This is a genomic window from Novosphingobium sp. FKTRR1 (assembly GCF_020404405.1).
Classification (GTDB): Bacteria; Pseudomonadota; Alphaproteobacteria; order Sphingomonadales; family Sphingomonadaceae; genus Novosphingobium.
This window is the reverse complement of record NZ_JAIZDA010000006.1, coordinates 44,060-61,956: the sequence shown is the minus strand read 5'-3', so window position 1 is coordinate 61,956 and position 17,897 is coordinate 44,060. Positions and strand designations below refer to the sequence as shown.

Here is a 17,897-nt window from a genome sequence, read left to right as displayed (position 1 = left end):
CGGGCCGCCGCTCAGTAATCCTTGCTCGCTTTCAGGTTGATCTGTTCGTCGCCGATCGTTGACAGCGTGCCGAGCAGGGCCAGCCAGCGGGTGATGCGGAATTCGACCGAGGTGGCGCTGTATCCGCGTCCGTCGGTGACGAGTTCGACGAAGATACGGCGGCCCAGATACTTGCCCACGGCGATCGCGGTGCCCTGTCCGGTGGTGGCGTCGGGGCTGACGATGCGCAGCCGGTCTAGCCCGATGGCATTGCGCAGCTTGTTGATCGGATCGAGCCCCCCGCCCCCGCGCAAGCTTGCCAGCGCGGCGGCCAGTTGCACCGCTTCGGGCGCGGAAATCTGCGTGATCGAACTGCCGAACAGCATGCGGCTGAGCACTTCTTCCTCGGGCAGAGCGGGCACCGAGGAGAAGGTGATTGCGGGCTTTTGCGCCGATCCCAGAATGCTGATCGTGGCGGTGTAGCCGTTGGCATCGCCGGTGGCGCCGATGTCCACTTGCGGATCGATCGGCACTTCGCCGGTAAAGCGGATGCGCCCGCGCGTCAGTTCGAAGCGCTTGCCCGCAAACTCATACCCGCCGCGCACCACGGTGGCCTGCCCGAAGATCTGCGGGTTGGCGGTGTCGCCGCGCAATCGCACGTCGGCGCCCCATTCGCTGTCGAGTCCAAGCCCGCGCACGTCGATGCGGTTGGCGCCCGCCGCATCGATCAGGAACCGCCAAGGCGTGTTGCGCGCGCGCGGCGGGGCAATGTCGGCACGACCATTGATCTCGGTCGTGGCGATGGTCGGCAGGTCGAGCGCCGCACCCGCCCGGCCCAGCGTCCAGCGCGCGCCGTCGATGTGGACCCGCCCGGCAATCGTGCCGCCAATGCCGGTCGACACCACGCGCAACGGGCCGGTCACGGTCGCGGCCATCTCTGGCCGGTTGATCAGTTGCGCGTGGGTTGCGGCCAGTCGCAGATCGAGCGCGACACCGTTGGTGGCAATGTCCGACAGATCGATGGTGCCACTGCCGCTGACTTTGCCGCCGCCGGGCGTGGTTCCGGCAAAGCGTTGCAGCGCCAGACGCGAATCGTGAAAGCTGCCGACCGCCTCGATATCGCGGATATCCGATCCGGTAAGCGAGCTTTGCACCCGCAGCGCCTTCGTGGCGAGCGCGCCTGAAATGACCGGATTGTCGATGGTTCCGGTAATGTCGGCGGCGGCACCCAATGGCCCGGTCAGGTCGAACACTTCGACCCCGGACAGCCGCCACAGCGCATCGGCCGGTCCGCCATAGCGCAGTTGCGCGCGCAACTGGCCGCCGCGCAACCGGCTCAACACGTTGCCGCCGCGCGGCAGGTCGGACACGATCATCTGCAAGCGGCCGCGCGTGGCGCTGCCTTCGCGGGCCACGGCGCGCGCCTGCAGCCTTGTTGCATCGAGCGCGGCAACCAGCGAGATGTCGAGCGGACGCGAACTGAGCACCAGCCCCGAACGGGTCAGCCCTTTCACCTGCAGCGCAGCGCGACCCGATGGCGCGCCCGTATTGTCGTTGCGATAGCTGATCAGGCCCGAAGCCAGTCCCCCCAGCCCAAGATCGGGCAGCACGATATCGACCACCGACAGCGGCATGCGCGACACTTGCAGGTCCACTTGCGTCGGCCCGCCCAGCACGTGGCCCGACGCGATCACGGCACCGCTGCCGAAGTTGATCTGCGTGGGGTTCAGCTTCCAGCCAAGGTCCGCCGCAGCGCCTTTGCCCCCCGCGCCATCGCCCGTCCCGTCGCGCTCAAGCACCATGCGGCGGGGCATCGAAATGCCTTGTCCGGCATAATCGCCCGCGACAAAGGCCACGATCTTGTCGGGCTGGAACGCCGCTGTACCCTGCAAGGCAAAGCGGGTGCCGCGCCGCCCGGCGAGCGAGGCAGTGACCGAACCGCTGCCATTGACGATCGTGGCATCGGCGCGCAGTCGTCCGATGAACAGCCGTCCCAATGACAGGCCCTGCGCCTGAACCCCCGCCTGAATGGTCGAATTGCCGTTGCCGAACTGGGCATCGACGGTGACCTTGGCCTGCCCGATGGCGATGGGATTGTCCCCGCCGAACTTCGCATTGTGCGCGTCGATGTTGGCCAGCACGCTCTGCCCGCCATCGCGCGGAGCAAGCGTGACATCGCCATTCAGCCCGCCCCCCGCGACGGTCAGCTTGCCGCTGGCCCCGCCCTCGCCCAGCACCAGCGCGCCGGTGGTTTCGGTCTGGAACACGGCGAAACGGCGCACGTCGATCCGCGTCGGGCCATCCTTGGGGATCACCAGACCGAGCAACCCGTCGAGCGGCCCCAACCGCGAATCGCCCTTGGCAGTGATGACGAAGCCATCGCCCTCGGGCTCCAACGTCACTTTCAGGTCACGCACCCCCGCCGCGGGCAGCGGATCGGCAAAGACCAGCGCCGCGTGCGGGCCATCGGACGCAATCGTTCCTTCGACGCTGAACGGTCCATAGTCGGACTGACGCCCCTTGCCGGTAAGGGTCGACGTACCCTGAGCGTTCATCCGCGCATCGAACGCCATGTCGAACTTCGGTCCGTTGAGCACCCCGCGCTTGATCTGCAAAGGCAATTTCTGGCCGATCACCAGCCCGGCCCTGGCCTTGAGCCAACCACCCGCAAGGTTGGCGATCGTGGCGTTGGTCGGGTGCGGCAACGCGGCCGAGACATTGGCCTGAAGCGCCCACGGCACCGCCTTGCCCACCTTGAACAACACGCCAGCCAGCGCATCGACTTCGCCCACGCTGGGCACCGGGATGCGCTGCGCGCGCGCCTTGCCCGCCAGCGCGTAAGCGCCGTTTGCGATATCGCCGCGCAGCACCAGCCGCGCGTCGGCATTCTTCAACGTGACGACCAGATTGTCCGAATTGATCGCCTTGGCCGACAGCGCCAGATCGCCGGTGATCCGCGCACCGACAAGGCGCTGGTCCAGTTCGGCCTTGCCGGTGCGGGCCTGCGCGGCGCTGAGCGCCAGCGGCAGGCGCAGCACTTTGCCGTCCCAGTGGGCGGTGCCCGCCGTGCGCAAGCCTTGCGCCGCGAACCCGTCGGTGCGGAACCGGTCGAGCGTGACCACGTGCGCGATGGCAAGATCGGTGAAGGGTCCGTCCAGCCGCGCGCTGATGCGGGCCTGCTGCAGGTCGGGCGCGCTGACAAACGGATCGCCGCGCGGCACTTGCGCTTCGATGGCAAGCCCGTGCGCGGCATTCTTCGTCAGATCGACCTGCCCCTTGGCATCGGCGCGGAAGGTCGAGCCATGCAGGGCGAACGCGCCGTCGAGCGTGCCAGCCTGAAACAGACCGTCATAGCGCACCGCCAGTTGCGGCCCCAGTGCGCGTGCCAGGGCAGCAGGCGCCACTGGTTCCGGACGCAGCGTGCCATCGATGGTGAACCGCCCGCCATGATGATCGATGCGCAGATCGGCGATGGCGTGTGCGTCGCTGGTCGCTGCAGCGGTGCCGCGCCAATCGGCAAAGCGCCCCTTGCCCGACACCCGCGCGGTAACATCGTGCCGCACACCGGTGATCGCCGCCAGCAGACCGTCGCGCGGTGCCTGATAGTCAAGCGCAAGGTCGAACTTGTCACGGTCGGGTTCGCTGTCCAGCCGCGCCATCAGCCGATCCTTGCCACCGACCCGGCCATCAAGGCTGACGATGGCCCGGCCACCGCGAATGTCCGCCCGTCCGGTAAAATCAAGCCTGCGGCGCTCGCCGATCACACCGGGCGCCAGCGTCAGGCCGCGGGCCGCAAACCGATCGATCCGGATATCGAAGTCGGGGAGGATCGGCTGGTTGGGGTCACCGGGCCGCAGCGCGGGCAGGCGCAGCAGAGTGGCGCGGCGCAGTTCGAGCAGGCGGATATCCAGCCCACCGCCGCGCACCCACGTCAGCGGACGCCAGTCGAGCGTCGCCTCGGGCACCGTCAGGAAGCGGCCTTTGGGATCGCCAAGGACAAGCTCGGACACTTCGGCCTTGCCGAACAGCGACCCTTCGATCCGTCCGATGCGGATGGTCAGCCCGTTGCTGGGGCGGATCGTGGCGATCTGATCGGCCACCACCCGGTGCCCCAGCGGCGAATCGAGCACGACCGCGCCCAATCCCGCCACCACCAGCGCCAACAACAGCAATTGGACGAAAAAGCGCCGCCAACTGCCACGATGGGGCGGCCGAGGCGTCGACGGCGCGGCGGGATCGGCTCGGGTCGTATCGTCCGCCATCAGAACGCCTGTCCAAGCGAGATGTAGACACCGATGCGGCTGTCACCCTGCCGCCGGTTGAGTGGCGTGCCAAGGTCAAAGCGGATCGGGCCGAACGTGGTCTTGTAGCGCAAGCCCACCCCGGCGCCGATGCGCAGGCCCGACAGCGTCGGCGCGCTGCTGGTGCCGACGGTCCCGGCATCGACGAAGGGCACGATGCTGACCGCGCCGCCCATCAATCCGGTCTGAACGCGCGCTTCGAGCGAGAATTCACTCAGCGAGCGCCCACCGATCGGATCGCCGTTCACGTCCTTGGGGCCCACCGCCTGATAGCCGAAGCCGCGCACCGATGCCCCGCCACCGGCATAGAACCGGCGCGAAGGCGCGATGTTGTCGAGCGCGGTGCCTTGAATCGTGCCAAGCCGGGTGCGCGCGGCCAGCACCAGCCGCTTGCCTGCGGGCAGATACCCGCTCGCATCGAACTGCACTTTGGCATAAGTCGATTTGGTGCCCGATTGCACCGATACTTCGGGCGAAACGCGCAGGGCCACGCGGAATCCGCGTTCGGGATCGAGCAGATCGTTGCTGCCGTCATAGCCCATGCGCAGCGGCAGCGCTCCGATGAAATACGTCGTGCGCGGGCTGCCCGGCGCTGCGGTGGCCGCAAGTTCGCTGGTCGCCAGTATCTCGACCCCGCCCGAATAGACCCACGGCTTCTGGAAGATCAGCGTCGTCTGCTTCTCGATCCCCGCCAGAAACGAGACGGTGCGCGCATCGTAGGCATCGGTGCGCTTGGTCTGGGCATAGAAATCGGCGGTAAGCACCTGATCGCGGGCGAGGAAATTGCTGCGGCGGAAGGTGACCCCGGCCAACTGCTCGCGCGATCCGGCAACGCCCCGAACCTTGAGCGCGCCTCCGGGCGGGAAGAAGTTGCGGTTTTCCCAGCTTGCTTCCAACCGGACACCCTCGCCGCTGGAAAAGCCGATCAGCCCGGCAATCGTGCGGCGCGGCGCCTTGGTCAGCGCCACATCGACCGCCACCGTGCCGGGTTGCCCGGCGACAGGTTCCGCCACCGGGCGCGTGGTGACATTGACCGACGAGACCAGCCCGGTAGCCAGCACCGCCTTGCGGAAATCGTCGAGCAGCAGCTTGTCGTACATCTGGCCGGGGCGGAACCGCGCGATCCGCTGCAAGTGGCGCGAATTGAGATAAGCGGGCAACAGGCTGGTGACCGCGCCGAACCGATACGTCCCCCCAGTGGTCACCGGCAGCGAGAGCGCGCCATTGCGCTGGTCGTGGTCGATCTGCAGCGCCGGTTCGCCCACTTTGGCAAAGGCAAAACCGCGATGGCCCAACGCTTCGACCAGATGGCCGCGCTCTTCCACGATCCGGTCGGAATTGATCGGATCACCCACGGCAAGCGCGAAGCTGGTGCGCAGGGCGGCAGCGTCACCCGATTGCGCGATGTCGCCCAGCGCGATCGACGCCAACTGGTAGCGCGGTCCGGGCTGGATATCGAAACGAACGACGACCTTTTCGCCATCAGACGACTTGGCGTTTGCGTCGGTTGCCTTGGCCTGCCCGATCTGATCGCCCAGCCCGACCAACGACTGTACCACTTCGCTGTCGTAATAGCCGTAAAGCCGCAGCACCTGCTGGATCAGATCGTTATCCTCGCGCGCGCGCCGCGAAAGCTGGGCAAGGCTGTCATCCGCCTTGTCCAGTGCCTTGAGCGAGGACAGTCCGGCAAAGCGCGCCACGATTGCCTCGCGCTCGGGCAAAGTGGCATCGGGCGGGAACGCCAGCAGAACTTGCGCGCCGACATGTTCGACCACCGCATTGGCGATCTGGGCACCGTCCCGGCCGGTTGGCGGGACAGCCTGATTCAGCGCGGAATTGGCCTGTTTCACCGCATCTTCGGCCGCACCGATATCGGGATCGGGGGAGAGCGGCTCGACCGGCGCCAGATCGGCCGAATCGGGCCAGAGGATCGAGATCTGCGGCAGGTCGGGCAGCGGCGGAAGGTCTGCCGCAAAGTCGGTCAGCCCGGCGATGTCGGGCTCGCTCTCATGCGCGGCGGGCGTGTCGCGTGCCCACGCGGCCGGGTCGGCCAGCGCGGCATCGGGGATGAGCGCCTTGAGTTCCTGATCGGTCTGCTGCGCCTGCGCGAGGGCCCGTTCCGACAGCAGCGCCTGCCCCGGCAACAGCGCCACCATGGCCAACGCCCATCCGGCGCCTGCACGCATCGGGCAGCGCCGGTCAGGCGCGGCGGCGATCCGTCGGTTCGACCAGATCCTTCACCCGCCAACCACGTCGACGGGGCGGTGGCTGGCGACGGCACGATCGATGGCCACGGACTGTTCAGCGGGGTCAAAGCGGACCCAGCCATCGCGGCCCAGCTTTTCCATCGGCCGGAACCGGACCTTGTATTGCATCCGTGCCGACCCTTCGACCCAGTATCCCAGGTACACGAACGGAAGGCCTTCGCTTTGGGCCCGGGCGATGTGATCGAGGATGATGTAGGTGCCAAGCCCGGTCCGCGCTTCGTGATGGGGATCATAGAAACTGTAGATCATCGACAGCCCGTCACCCTGCTGGTCGGTCAGGCAAGCGCCCACCAACCGGCCTGGCCTGCCATCGACAGAAGGTTCCCGGTACTCGATGACATGACTGCGAACCGGTGTGTGCTCCACCATATCCGCAAAATCCATCTCGTCCATCGCTGCCATGCCACCGCCCGGATGACGAACCGAAAGATAACGCTGCAACAGCTCATATTGTTCCGGGGTCGACCACGGTTTGCACACGGTGGCGACCAGATCGGCATTCTGCCGTGCGGTCTTGCGTTGCGAGGCCGAGGCCACGAACTCGCCCGCGACGACGCGAACCGAAACGCAGGCCGAACATTCGATGCAACTGGGACGATAAGCCACCGTCTGGCTGCGCCGAAAGCCGATTCGGCCAAGCGCGTCGTTCAGATCGTCGGCATTGGGGCCTTTCAGCTCGGTAAAGACCTTCCGTTCGGTCCGACCGGCCAGATAGGGGCACGGCATCGGGCTGGTGACGAAGAAGCGGGGGAAACGAACGGGCGCAGTCACGACCTTGGCATGTTCCTTGAGCCCGCCAGCCGACCCGGCGGAGCGTCGAAACAGACCATGCCTCAGCAATACGTTTCGTAAAAGAGGCTTAACCATGATTGATCATTAACGCGCAAGAATTGACAGGATCTTGTCCGGTTCGGTTCGGTTCTGTCCCGTTCACGGACACCTTGCGCGTCTCCAATCCCCAGGTTGCGTCGCAACGTTATCCGACCCGGAACCAGCAAGGCAAGCGTTACGCTGCCTAACCCAGTTCGACCTGTTCGATCTGATAGCCCTTTGCCCGCAACGCATCGACCAGCAGGTCGATCTGCCCGCGATCGCGTGCCTCGCACTCGATCTCGGCGGTCAGCCCCTTGGCCGGCAACGAGGTGAAGATGCGCTGGTGCCACACTTCAAGGATGTTCACCTGATGACGGTTGAACTCCTCGACCACCTTGAACAGCGCGCCGGGACGGTCCTGCAGCACGATGCGCAAGCGTCCGAGTCGGCCCGACCGCGCCAGATCGCGCAGCAAGACGTTGGCCAGCAGGCGCGTATCGATGTTGCCTCCGGTCAGCACGATGCCGACCTTGGCCCCGACGAACATGGCTGGATTGGCCAGAACTGCCGCCAGCCCGGCCGCGCCTGCGCCTTCGACGACGGTCTTTTCGATCTGCAACAGGCGGGCGACCGCGTGTTCCAGATCGGGTTCGTCGACCAGCAGCACGTCATCGAGCAGATCGGCCAGCACCGCCGAAGTGAATGTACCGGGCTCGGTCACCGCGATGCCTTCGGCCAGCGTGTCACCCCCGCACGGCAGCGTTTCGTGCTTCAGCTTGTCGTACATCGAGGGGAACAGCTTGGCCTGCACGCCGATGATGCGGATCGCGGGGTTGAGCGCGCGCGCGACCGTGGCCATGCCGCTGAGCAGCCCGCCCCCGCCGATCGGCACCACCAAGGTATCGATCTGCGGCACGTCGGCCAGCATCTCCAGCGCGACGGTGCCCTGCCCCGCGGCGACCTTGGGATCATCGAAGGGATGGACGAACGTCAGCCCCAGTTGCCGCTCCATCGCACGGGCATAGGCGTAGGCTTCGTCAAAGCTTTCGCCTTCGAGCACGACATTGCCGCCAACCTGTTCAGTCTGCTGCACTTTCACCATCGGGGTGGTGCGCGGCATCACGATGGTGACCGGGCAACCCAGCCTTGTGCCATGATACGACAGCCCTTGCGCATGGTTGCCCGCCGACGCCGCGATCACGCCACGCGCGCGCTGTTCCTCGGTCAATTGCAGCAAGGCGTTGAGCGCGCCGCGCTCCTTGTAAGCCGCGGTGAACTGCAAGTTTTCGAACTTCAGCCAGATGTCGGCCCCGGCCATCGCGCTCAACGTACGGCTGTGATCGGTGGTCGTGCGCACGACATGCCCGGCAATCCGCTCTGCCGCCGCGCGCACATCGTCAATGCTCAACCGCGCACGGGCATCGGCGCTGGCCGACGTGGGGGCGATGGCATGAGTCCGAGGCTCACGGGTGTGCTGCACAGGCGCTTGGTTCGACATGCCCTGCCCCTAGTGCAAAGCCGGGTGAATGGAAACCGGGTTCAGGTGTCCATCCGTGCCGTACCGCGGACGTTCTGCCACAACGCCATGGTCCCCAGCGCCAAAACGAGCGCGACCATATCGGCCACCCAATCGCGAACATCGCAAGTGCGGTGCAAGGCGGGAATGGCCTGAATCACCTCGATCAAAGCTCCCACCAGCGACAGCGCAACCAGCAATTGCCACAGTGGCGCGCGCGGCCATGCCGCAGCGGCCAGTACCGCCAGCGCGAAGAAGGCCGACATATGTTCCACTTTGTCGCCATAGCGGTCGAGCGGGAAACGGGGGGGATGGGGCGACAGCGCCATCATCACGACCATCGCCAGGACCACCCAGAACAGCGGCAGGACAATCAGGCGAGGCAGAAAGCCGAAGCGTATCAGGCGCGTTTTCATGATCGATCTGCTATCGCGTTGCAGTGCAGCAAGGCAATGACGATCGCCATGAATTCCGAGCAATCTCGCCACCGGGCAAGCGCATCTGCTCCTGCGCAAACGGGACTGGCATCGCCCGGCAAAGCGGCTAAACACCGATCCATGACCGACACCACGCCCGCAGCGGCCACCGCCCCGCTTTCCGTCTCGTTCCTTGGCCTTGGCGTGATGGGAGGGGCGATGGCCCGCCATCTGGGCAAGGCCGGGCACCGGCTGACCATCTACAACCGCACCGCTGCGCGCGCCGAGGCATGGCAGGCGGCCAATCCCGGCCTTGCCATCCGCGTTGCAAGCTCTCCCGCCGAAGCGGCCGAGGGGGCCGACGCGGTCATCACTTGCGTGGGCAACGACGACGATCTGGCCGACGTGGTGCTCAGCCCCACCGGCGCTTTTGCAACGTTGCGCCCCGGCGCGGTGTTCATCGATCATACAACCGTTTCGGCGCGAATTGCCCGCCAGATCGCGGTCGAAGGGCGCGACAAGGAACTGCTCTGCGTCGATGCCCCGGTCACCGGCGGCCAGTCGGGCGCGGAAGCGGGCACGCTGTCGATCATGTGTGGCGGCAGCGAGAAGGCGGTCGAAACCGCCCGGCCAATCCTCGCCGCTTATGCCAAGCGGGTCGTCCATGTCGGCAAGTCGGGCGCTGGCCAGACCGCCAAGATGGCCAACCAGATGTGCATCGCAGGCGCGCTGGCCGGCCTGTCCGAAGCGGTGCGCTTCGCGCAGGCCGCCCATCTCGACCTTGACCGGGTGTTCGAGGCGATCAGCGGCGGCGCGGCGCAAAGCTGGCAGATGGACAACCGCTGGCACACGATGGCCAAGGACGAATTCGACTTCGGCTTTGCCGTCGACTGGATGCGCAAGGATCTGGGCCTTGCCATCGACGAAGCGCGCAGTCTGGGCGCTGCGGTGCCCACCACCGCGCTGATCGACCAGTTCTATGCCGATGTGCAGGCATTGGGCGGCGGGCGCGAGGATACCAGCGCATTGATCCGCCGCCTGCCGCGCAAGGGCAGCGCCGCATGAAGCAGGCGTTGCGCACGCTCGTCGCCGCCTTGCTCGCCGCGGCGCCGCTGCCAGCGCTGGCCGACACGCTGATCGACAACGTGCGCGGCGAAACCATCGGCGCCGACGGCAAGCTGGAAACCTTCACCGCGCTGCTGTTCGACGATGGCGGCACGATCAAGGCGGTCTATCACAAGGGCGACAAGGCCCCCCGCCGCAAGGACTACCAGTACCGGCTTGACGCGCAGGGCAAAGTGCTGCTGCCCGGCCTGATCGATGGCCATGGCCATGTCCTGCAGACCGGCTTTGCCGCACTGTCGCTCGACCTGTCGAACACCACCTCGCTTGCCGATGCGCTTGAAAAGATCCGCAACTTTGCCGCCGAACACCCCGACCGGCCGTGGATTCTGGGCAGCGGCTGGAATCAGGAGCGTTGGGGTCTTGGCCGTTTTCCCACCGCCGCCGATCTCGACAAGGCGGTACCGGGACGCCCGGTCTGGCTCAACCGCGCCGATTTCCACGCCGGTTGGGCCAACACCGTCGCACTGAAAGCTGCCGGATTGACCGCTGCAAAGCCCGATCCCGCAGGCGGGCGGATCGAGCGCCTGTCCGACGGAACTCCGGCGGGCGTACTGGTCGACAATGCGCAAGACCTGATGACCCCGGCGATCCCGCCGCCGACCCCGCGCGACTATGACTTTGCCCTGCAAACCGCGCAGCGCGAACTGTTCCGGCGCGGCGTCACTGCCGTTGCCGACATGGGCTCCGAGATCAAGGACTGGCAGGCATTCCGCCGCGCGGGCGATGCCAACAAGCTCTATGTACGGATCATGAGCTACGCGCTCGGGCTCGACAACCTGCTGCTGATCGGCGGCCCTGCCCCTTCGCCATGGCTCTATTCCGACCGGCTGCGGCTGAACGGGATGAAACTGGTCCTGGACGGCGCGCTGGGTTCACGCGGAGCGCGGCTCAAGCAGCCCTACGCCGACAAGCCGGGGAGCACCGGCCTGTCGCTCTACAGCGAGACCCAGCTTGGCAACCTGATGAGCCGCGCGGCGATGGACGACTTTCAGGTGGCGGTCCACGCCATCGGCGATTCGGCCAATGCCACGCTGCTGCATACCATCGACGACCTGACGCAGACCTATCATGGTGACCGTCGCTGGCGGGTGGAGCATGCCCAGATCATCGACCCCGCCGACTGGCCGGTGGTCACGCACATCGCGGCCAATGGCGGCATCATCGCCTCGATGCAGCCGGTGCACCAGACTTCCGACCGCACCATGGCCGAAGCCCGGCTGGGGCCTGACCGGCTGAAGGGCGCTTATGCCTGGGCCTCGCTCAAGGCGGCGGGGGCGACACTGGCGTTCGGCTCGGATACCCCGGTCGAACTGCCCGACCCTTGGACGGGCTTTGCCGCCGCGATCACCCGGCAGGACGCCAGCGGCGCACCCGAAGGTGGCTGGCAACCGCAGGAAAAGGTCGATCGCCTGACCGCTTTGACCGCCTACACCACCGGTGCCGCCTATGCCGGGTTTGCCGAAAAGCGCTTTGGCCGGATCGCGCCGGGCTATCGTGCCGACTTCGTACTGGTCGATACCGACCCGATGACCGCCACGCCCGAGCAGATCCGCAAGACCCGCGTGCTGCAAACCTGGGTCGGCGGCGGCCGGGTGTGGGATGCGGACCATCCCGAAGGCGGCGCACCACCGCCGGAACCGGCAAAGCATTAACCGCCAATAGGGTCTATCGCGGCTGAAACCGACGCGCCGTTTGCCGTTTCAAGGTATTGTCCGCAATACCGTTGGAGCACCGGCGATGACCACGATCGGCAGATACACGGCGTATCAGGACCGGGCGACGTATGCCCAGCACCTGTCCGAAACGCGTTCGCGCGGCGGTTCGGACCCGGCTTCGGCCGAAGAATCAGCGCGCCAGTTGGACGAACAGGACCGGCAGACCTTACGCAATCAGGAGAGCGAGGTAGGCTGGGCGCGTGGTGAAGGCGTGATCGTCGGCATCGGCGGCGGCAACGTCTCCGTAAAGCTGTTCATGCACGACACTGCGCACCCCGAGGTGTTCGAACACGCGATCAGCCGCCTGCCGGATGGAACGCCGCAAGAGTTCAATGCGATGAACGCCGACTTCGTGGTGCAAAGCCATGACCAGCTTTACGGCCACGATCTGCGCGGCATCGCCAGTTATGCCGACTACGACCCCAAAGTGATCGAGGAGGCCAAGCGTCTTATCGCGATGGCGACCAAATCCGGAGAGCCAGCCAAACCGCTTGCCATTGCCCTGCAGCAAGAGCCGACCGAATGGGTTCATGCCGATGCCGGTGACCTGAAGGCGCGGATCGTCGCCGCGCTTGCGGTCGAAACAAACGCGGGCCACGCCGTAGGCTTCACCGCCCAGGATGTTGCCCGCAACCTGAACCTGATGATCGGGAACGGCCTCGAACAACCCGAGCGGTCCAACCCCCAAGCGCCCGCCAGCGCCGCAGCCTGAGGTGTTCAGACAGTCAGGTCGGTTGCCGCTGTTGCCGCTGCTTCCGCTTCGGCCTTCGCCTTTTCCTCGGCGTCCTTGTTCTCGACAATGCGCATGACCACCAGCGTGCCTTCGAACAGGATATACAGCGGGATCGCCAGCATCAGTTGCGACACGACATCGGGCGGGGTGATCACCGCGGCCAGCGCGACAATCCCGACGATGACATAGCGGCGGGCGGCGACAAGCTGCGCGCGCTGGACGATCCCCGCGCGATTGAGCAGCATCAGCAGCACCGGCAGCAGGAAGCTCACTCCAAACGCCAGAATGAACTGCATCACCAGATTGAGGTATTCCTCGATCCCCGGCAGGGCTTCCAGCTTCAGCCCGCCCTTGTCGCCTTCAAATCCGATGAACCACTTGAAGGCGGTCGGCATGACGACGAAGTAGGCAAGGCTCGCGCCCATCGTGAACAGGATCGGCGTGGCGATGAGGAAGGGCAGAAACGCCTTCTTCTCGCGCGCATAAAGCCCCGGTGCGACAAACGCCCACAACTGGTTGGCCAGCACCGGAAAGCTGCACAGGAAGCCTGCGAACATGGCCACTTTCAGGTTCACGAAGAACGCCGAATAGAGCTTGGTGTAGATCAGCTTGCCGTGCCCGGCGGGGAACGCCAGCGTCAGCGGGTGGACCAGCACCGCCAGAATGTAATCGACGAAATAGTAGCTGACGATCGAGGTGATCGCGAGCGCATAGACACAGCGCAACAGCCGGGTGCGCAGCTCCAGCAGGTGATCCATCAGCGGCGCCTGCGATTCGTCGATATCGCGAATCACGAGGCCGCTCCCCGTTCCTGACCGAGCGAGGGCGGCGCTATGGCCAGCGGTTCGGTCGGCGCATGTTCGGCGATGGCAGGGTCGATCGCAGGGGCGTGTGCCGCTGCCGCCGTGGCCAGATGCTGGTCGGCCGCATGTTCGGGCGTCTGCCCCGCTGCTGGATCATACGCCGGATCAAACATCGGCTGCGTCCCCGGATGCGCATGGGCGCCATCGTGCGGCAACGGCATTGGCTGGGGTGCGGGCTGCGCCGCATCGGCAGACGGGTTCGCCGCCATGATCGCGGCGTTCTGTTCGCGCCACTTGCGCTCCATTTCCTCCATTTCCGCTTCACGGATCATGGTTTCGATCCCTGCGCGGAAATGGTTGGAGACACGGCGGATACGACCGATCCACCGCCCGGCCGTGCGCAAGGCAAGCGGCAAGTCCTTGGGGCCGATCACCACGATCGCGACGATGGCGATCAGCAGGAACTCGGATGGGGCGATGTCAAACATGTGTCTGGCCGGGACCGGGAATCAGATCAATGGCTGCCCGGTGTCCCCTGCCCTTCGACCGGCGCGGCAACAGGAGCCTGCTGCTGCGCAGGAGCCTGCTGCTGCGCAGGAGCCTGCGGCGCGGTGCCTTGGGCGATCTGGGCCGGAGGCGGCGTGACGGGACGATTGGTTTCCTCGCTCATCCCTTCCTTGAAGCTTTTGATACCTTTACCGAAATCACCCATCATCTCAGAAATCCGGCCACGGCCGAACAGGATCAGGACCACCAGCGCCAGGATGATCAGGTGCGGTAGGGAAAGACCACCCATCGAAATTCTCCTTCGCGCCCCAGATAGGCGCATTCCATCCACTTCGCCAGACCCGCTCAGGACAATTCGTCGTCCTTTTGTGGGCTTGCATCGGGCGGCTCGTCGCTACCGCCGGTCAGCGCGGCAAAGGCGGCATCCACCGGGTCAAGCAGCCCGGCGGCGCGCAGTTCATCGATTCCGGGCAGATCGCGCCGCGTTTGCAGCCCGAAATGGGTGAGGAATGCCGGTGTCGTGGCATAGATCGTCGGCCGTCCGGGCACTTCACGCCGCCCCGCCACGCGGATCCAGCCCGCCTCAAGCAGCACGTCCAACGTCCCCTTGGCGGTCTGCACGCCGCGAATGGCCTCGATCTCCGCCCGGCTGACCGGTTCGTGGTAGGCGACGATCGCCAGCGCCTCGGTCGCCGCGCGCGACAGGCGCCGCACGTCCTCGCGGTCGCGTCGCAGCAGGTGGGCCAGATCGGGCGCGGTCTGAAAGAGCCAGCGCCCGCCGCGCTCGACCAGCTCGACCCCGCGCCCGGCATAGTGCTCCGCCAGCGCCGCCAGGGCCGGGCGCACCGCCGCCCCGCCCAGGTGGCGCGACAAGTCCTCAGCCGTCATCGGTTCATCAGCGGCAAACAGCGCGGCCTCCACCGCGCGCTCCAGCGCATCGGGCGGGGCGCCGCTCATCCTCGCGCCGCGCGCAGCAACAGCGGCCCGAACACCTCGCGCTGCATCAGTTCGGCGCGGCCCTGCTTGGCCAGTTCCAGCGCCGCGACAAAGCCCGAGGCCAGCGCCGAACGCCGCAAGCGCGGATCGACCGGCACCTCGCCTTCGGCAGCGCGGGGCAGGAAGGCGCGCAAGTCGGTCCATTCGATCGCCGTGCCCAGCATCGCCGCGACACGGGCAAGCGCGGCCTCCAGCGTCACCACCGGCCGTTCGCGCACCATGTGCACCACCGGACGGGTGCGCGCGCGGACCTGGCCATAAGCCTGCATCAGCGCAAACAGATCGCATTGCCACAGCGCCTTGCGATCGACCCGCAGCCCCTCGGGCGCACCGCGCGCGAACACATCGCGGCCCAGCCTGTCGCGCGCCATCAGTCGTCCCGCCGCCTCACGCATGGCCGCCAGCCGTTGCAGCCGCAGTTGCAGCTTGAGCGCCAGTTCCTCGGGGCTCGGCTGCATTTCGGGATCGCGCGGCAGCAGCAACAGCGATTTGAGATAGGCCAGCCACGCCGCCATCACCAGATAGTCCGCTGCAAGTTCAAGCCGCAACGCCTCGGCGCGATTGATATAGACAAGGTATTGATCGACCAGATCGAGGATCGACAGTTGCAGCAGATCGACCTTTTGCCGCCGTGCCAGATCGAGCAGCAGGTCGAGCGGCCCTTCCCAACCATCGAGTTCGAGGTACAGCGCCTCATCCCCGCCGGGCCGGGTGGCAAGGCCATCCCAGCTTTCGTCCAAGGCCGGGAGGGTCGCCGCCGTCTCGGTCACGCAGCGGCCAGCGCCAGCAAGGCATCACGCTTGGCGAAAAGCTCGGCCTGCCGCGCCATGTCCACGGCCTCGGCAAAGTCGCGGGTCGGCGCAAGCGCCCTTTGGAGGCGGTTTGCCGTCTGCACACTCATCGGGGCGAGACGCGCGGCGATGCCTTGCATATCGGCCATCTTTGCCCAGCAGTTGAGCACCACGTCGCACCCCGCCGCCTGCGCGCGCACCGCACGGTCGGGCACGCTGCCCGACAGCGCTTCCATATCAAGGTCATCGCTCAGCAGCAGGCCGTCAAAGCCGATGCGCCCACGGATCATGCTGTCGATCACGAATGGCGATTGCGTGGCCGGATTGGCCTCATCCCACGCGGTGTAGACCACGTGCGCCGACATTGCGATGGCAGCCCCGGCAAGCGTCACGAACGGGGCGAGGTCGGTTTCCAGTTCCTGCGCGCTGGCGGTAACGACGGGCAGTTCCTTGTGGCTGTCAGCTTGCGCGCGGCCATGGCCGGGAATGTGCTTGACCACCCCCGCCACCCCCGCGCGCGCCAGACCGTCGAGCGTCGCCCGGCCCAGCGCCGCCACCCGCAAGGGTTCGGTGCCCAATGCGCGGTCGCCGATCACGTCATGCGCACCGGGCTGGCGCACGTCGAGCAAGGGCAGGCAATCGACCGAGATTCCGGCCTCGGCCAGATCGAGGCCCAGCGCTTCGGCATTGGCGCGCGCCGCCTCGATCGCGCTGGCCGGGGCAATTTCCCATAGCCGGTCGAAAGCGGCACCGGCGGGATAGGCCGACCAGACAGGCGGCTTCATCCGCGCCACCCGCCCGCCTTCCTGATCGATGCAGATCAGCAGGCGGTCGCGCCCGTGCAGCGCGCGCAAGTCGTCGGTAAGGGCGCGCAGTTGCGCCCGGCTTTCGACATTGCGGCCAAACAGGATGTATCCGGCGGGCTGCACCTCGGCAAAGAAGGCACGCTCGTCAGCCGTCAGTTCAGGACCGGAAAGGCCGAAAATCGCAGGAAGCATGGCACAGACGTCGTCAAAACGTTCGGCCTTGGCAAGGGCGAGCGCGGCGAAGGTGGGGGAAAAGCGGCAAGCCGGTGGCCCGCAGTCCCTCTCCCGACGATCAGGGGAGGCTGCGGGCTTGCCGCGAACCGATCAGTTCAGCGCTTCACCTGACACTTCAGACCGCCCGCCTGCAGCGCGCTGCACAAGCTGTTGGCAGCGCCCGCGTCTGCGGACACGGCTTGCAGGCGATAGACCGTGCCCATGTCGGCCTTGCCCTCAACCACGCGGTGCGACAGGCCCTTGAGCGGTTCATGCGCGGCAGACAGCTTGGTCCATGCGGATTCGGCGGCGGCATTGCTGGAAAACGCGCCGATCTGCACGCCGACGCCGCCCGATGCGGCGGGCGCTGCGGGAGCCGCAGCAGAAGACGGCTTGGCCGCAGGAGCAGGTGTTGCAACGGGCCCGGCGCTGCTTCCGGCGAGCGCGGCGACGGGCTTTTCACCCTCGCTTACCTTGAAACTCGAATCGCCGGTGCCCTGGAACGTCTTGCCGCCCGGATCCTTGGGCGCGACCTTGTAGGGCTCGCGGCTGGCCTCAATCAGGCTGCCATCGGCGCTGGCCGCAGGCGACGGTTCGCGATGGGTCAGCCAGTAGATGCCGCCGACGATTGCCGCCAGCAGCACCAGCGACAGCACGCCCAGCCCGATCAGACGCCCGTGATCGGGGCCAGCGGCTTCGGCGTCGACATCCTCGGCGCTTTCCAGCCAGGGCAGGCGCTCTTCATCGCCCAGCGCCAGACCTGGTGCTTCTTCGAACGCGCGCTGGGCGTGACCTGCAGCCCCGTCAAAGCCATGCGCGCTGGTGTCAGCGGCCCACTGTCCGGCTGCTTTTACGTCGGATTCCACTGGTGGAAGCGGTGCGTTCCACTGGTTGTCCTGACCCCCGTTCATCATCG

General features: G+C 66.5%; 15 protein-coding genes. 3 read left to right on the top strand and 12 right to left on the bottom strand.

What is annotated here, in order from left to right:
* Window positions 1-11: 11 nt before the first annotated feature.
* The 5 genes from LDN95_RS08110 to LDN95_RS08090 form a co-directional block, all read right to left on the bottom strand.
* A complete protein-coding gene (locus tag LDN95_RS08110) occupies window positions 12-4,241 on the bottom strand; it encodes a translocation/assembly module TamB domain-containing protein (protein WP_226017160.1) in 4,230 nt (1,409 codons plus the stop codon).
* On the bottom strand, window positions 4,241-6,466 hold the full coding sequence (locus tag LDN95_RS08105) for an autotransporter assembly complex family protein (RefSeq protein WP_226017159.1): 2,226 nt from the start codon (window positions 6,464-6,466) through the stop codon (window positions 4,241-4,243). The genes LDN95_RS08110 and LDN95_RS08105 overlap by 1 nt, the downstream gene beginning before the upstream one ends.
* A 51-nt stretch (window positions 6,467-6,517) precedes the next feature.
* Window positions 6,518-7,318 carry an arginyltransferase gene (locus LDN95_RS08100; protein ID WP_226017158.1) on the bottom strand — a complete coding sequence of 267 codons (801 nt, stop codon included), beginning with the start codon at window positions 7,316-7,318 and terminating at the stop codon, window positions 6,518-6,520.
* Window positions 7,319-7,562: 244 nt separating this feature from the next.
* Window positions 7,563-8,858: a threonine ammonia-lyase gene (locus tag LDN95_RS08095; RefSeq protein WP_226017157.1), complete on the bottom strand. Its 1,296-nt coding sequence runs from the start codon at window positions 8,856-8,858 to the stop codon at window positions 7,563-7,565.
* Window positions 8,859-8,899: 41 nt separating this feature from the next.
* Window positions 8,900-9,292 (bottom strand): hypothetical protein, encoded by a 393-nt coding sequence (locus tag LDN95_RS08090; RefSeq protein WP_226017156.1) that lies wholly within the window; start codon window positions 9,290-9,292, stop codon window positions 8,900-8,902.
* Window positions 9,293-9,433: 141 nt separating this feature from the next.
* Here LDN95_RS08090 and LDN95_RS08085 point away from each other — a divergent pair, with 141 nt between their 5' ends.
* From LDN95_RS08085 to LDN95_RS08075, 3 genes are all read left to right on the top strand, one after another.
* The gene (locus LDN95_RS08085) at window positions 9,434-10,357 is read left to right on the top strand and encodes an NAD(P)-dependent oxidoreductase (protein WP_226017155.1); all 924 of its coding nucleotides are present in this window, start codon (window positions 9,434-9,436) and stop codon (window positions 10,355-10,357) included.
* Window positions 10,354-12,069, top strand: a complete 1,716-nt coding sequence (locus tag LDN95_RS08080) for an amidohydrolase (protein WP_226017154.1) — start codon at window positions 10,354-10,356, stop codon at window positions 12,067-12,069. Before LDN95_RS08085 ends, LDN95_RS08080 begins: the two co-directional genes overlap by 4 nt.
* Window positions 12,070-12,154: 85 nt before the next feature.
* A complete protein-coding gene (locus LDN95_RS08075) occupies window positions 12,155-12,844 on the top strand; it encodes a hypothetical protein (protein WP_226017153.1) in 690 nt (229 codons plus the stop codon).
* A 5-nt stretch (window positions 12,845-12,849) separates the two neighbouring features.
* Here LDN95_RS08075 and tatC read toward each other — a convergent pair whose 3' ends face one another.
* From tatC to LDN95_RS08040, 7 genes are all read right to left on the bottom strand, one after another.
* Window positions 12,850-13,659 (bottom strand): twin-arginine translocase subunit TatC, encoded by an 810-nt coding sequence (tatC, locus tag LDN95_RS08070; protein ID WP_226017152.1) that lies wholly within the window; start codon window positions 13,657-13,659, stop codon window positions 12,850-12,852.
* A complete protein-coding gene (gene tatB, locus LDN95_RS08065) occupies window positions 13,656-14,156 on the bottom strand; it encodes a Sec-independent protein translocase protein TatB (protein ID WP_226017151.1) in 501 nt (166 codons plus the stop codon). The genes tatC and tatB overlap by 4 nt, the downstream gene beginning before the upstream one ends.
* Window positions 14,157-14,182: 26 nt before the next feature.
* Entirely contained in the window at window positions 14,183-14,464 is a 282-nt protein-coding gene (locus LDN95_RS08060; RefSeq protein ID WP_226017150.1) for a Sec-independent protein translocase subunit TatA, read from the bottom strand.
* A gap of 56 nt (window positions 14,465-14,520) precedes the next feature.
* Window positions 14,521-15,132 (bottom strand): SMC-Scp complex subunit ScpB, encoded by a 612-nt coding sequence (gene scpB, locus LDN95_RS08055; protein WP_226017149.1) that lies wholly within the window; start codon window positions 15,130-15,132, stop codon window positions 14,521-14,523.
* Window positions 15,129-15,941, bottom strand: a complete 813-nt coding sequence (locus LDN95_RS08050) for a ScpA family protein (RefSeq protein WP_370631667.1) — start codon at window positions 15,939-15,941, stop codon at window positions 15,129-15,131. Before LDN95_RS08050 ends, scpB begins: the two co-directional genes overlap by 4 nt.
* Window positions 15,938-16,960, bottom strand: coding sequence for a beta-N-acetylhexosaminidase (gene nagZ / locus LDN95_RS08045; RefSeq protein WP_226017148.1), 1,023 nt, complete (start codon window positions 16,958-16,960; stop codon window positions 15,938-15,940). Before nagZ ends, LDN95_RS08050 begins: the two co-directional genes overlap by 4 nt.
* Window positions 16,961-17,097: 137 nt before the next feature.
* Window positions 17,098-17,895, bottom strand: a complete 798-nt coding sequence (locus tag LDN95_RS08040) for an SPOR domain-containing protein (RefSeq protein ID WP_226017147.1) — start codon at window positions 17,893-17,895, stop codon at window positions 17,098-17,100.
* Window positions 17,896-17,897: the final 2 nt, after the last annotated feature.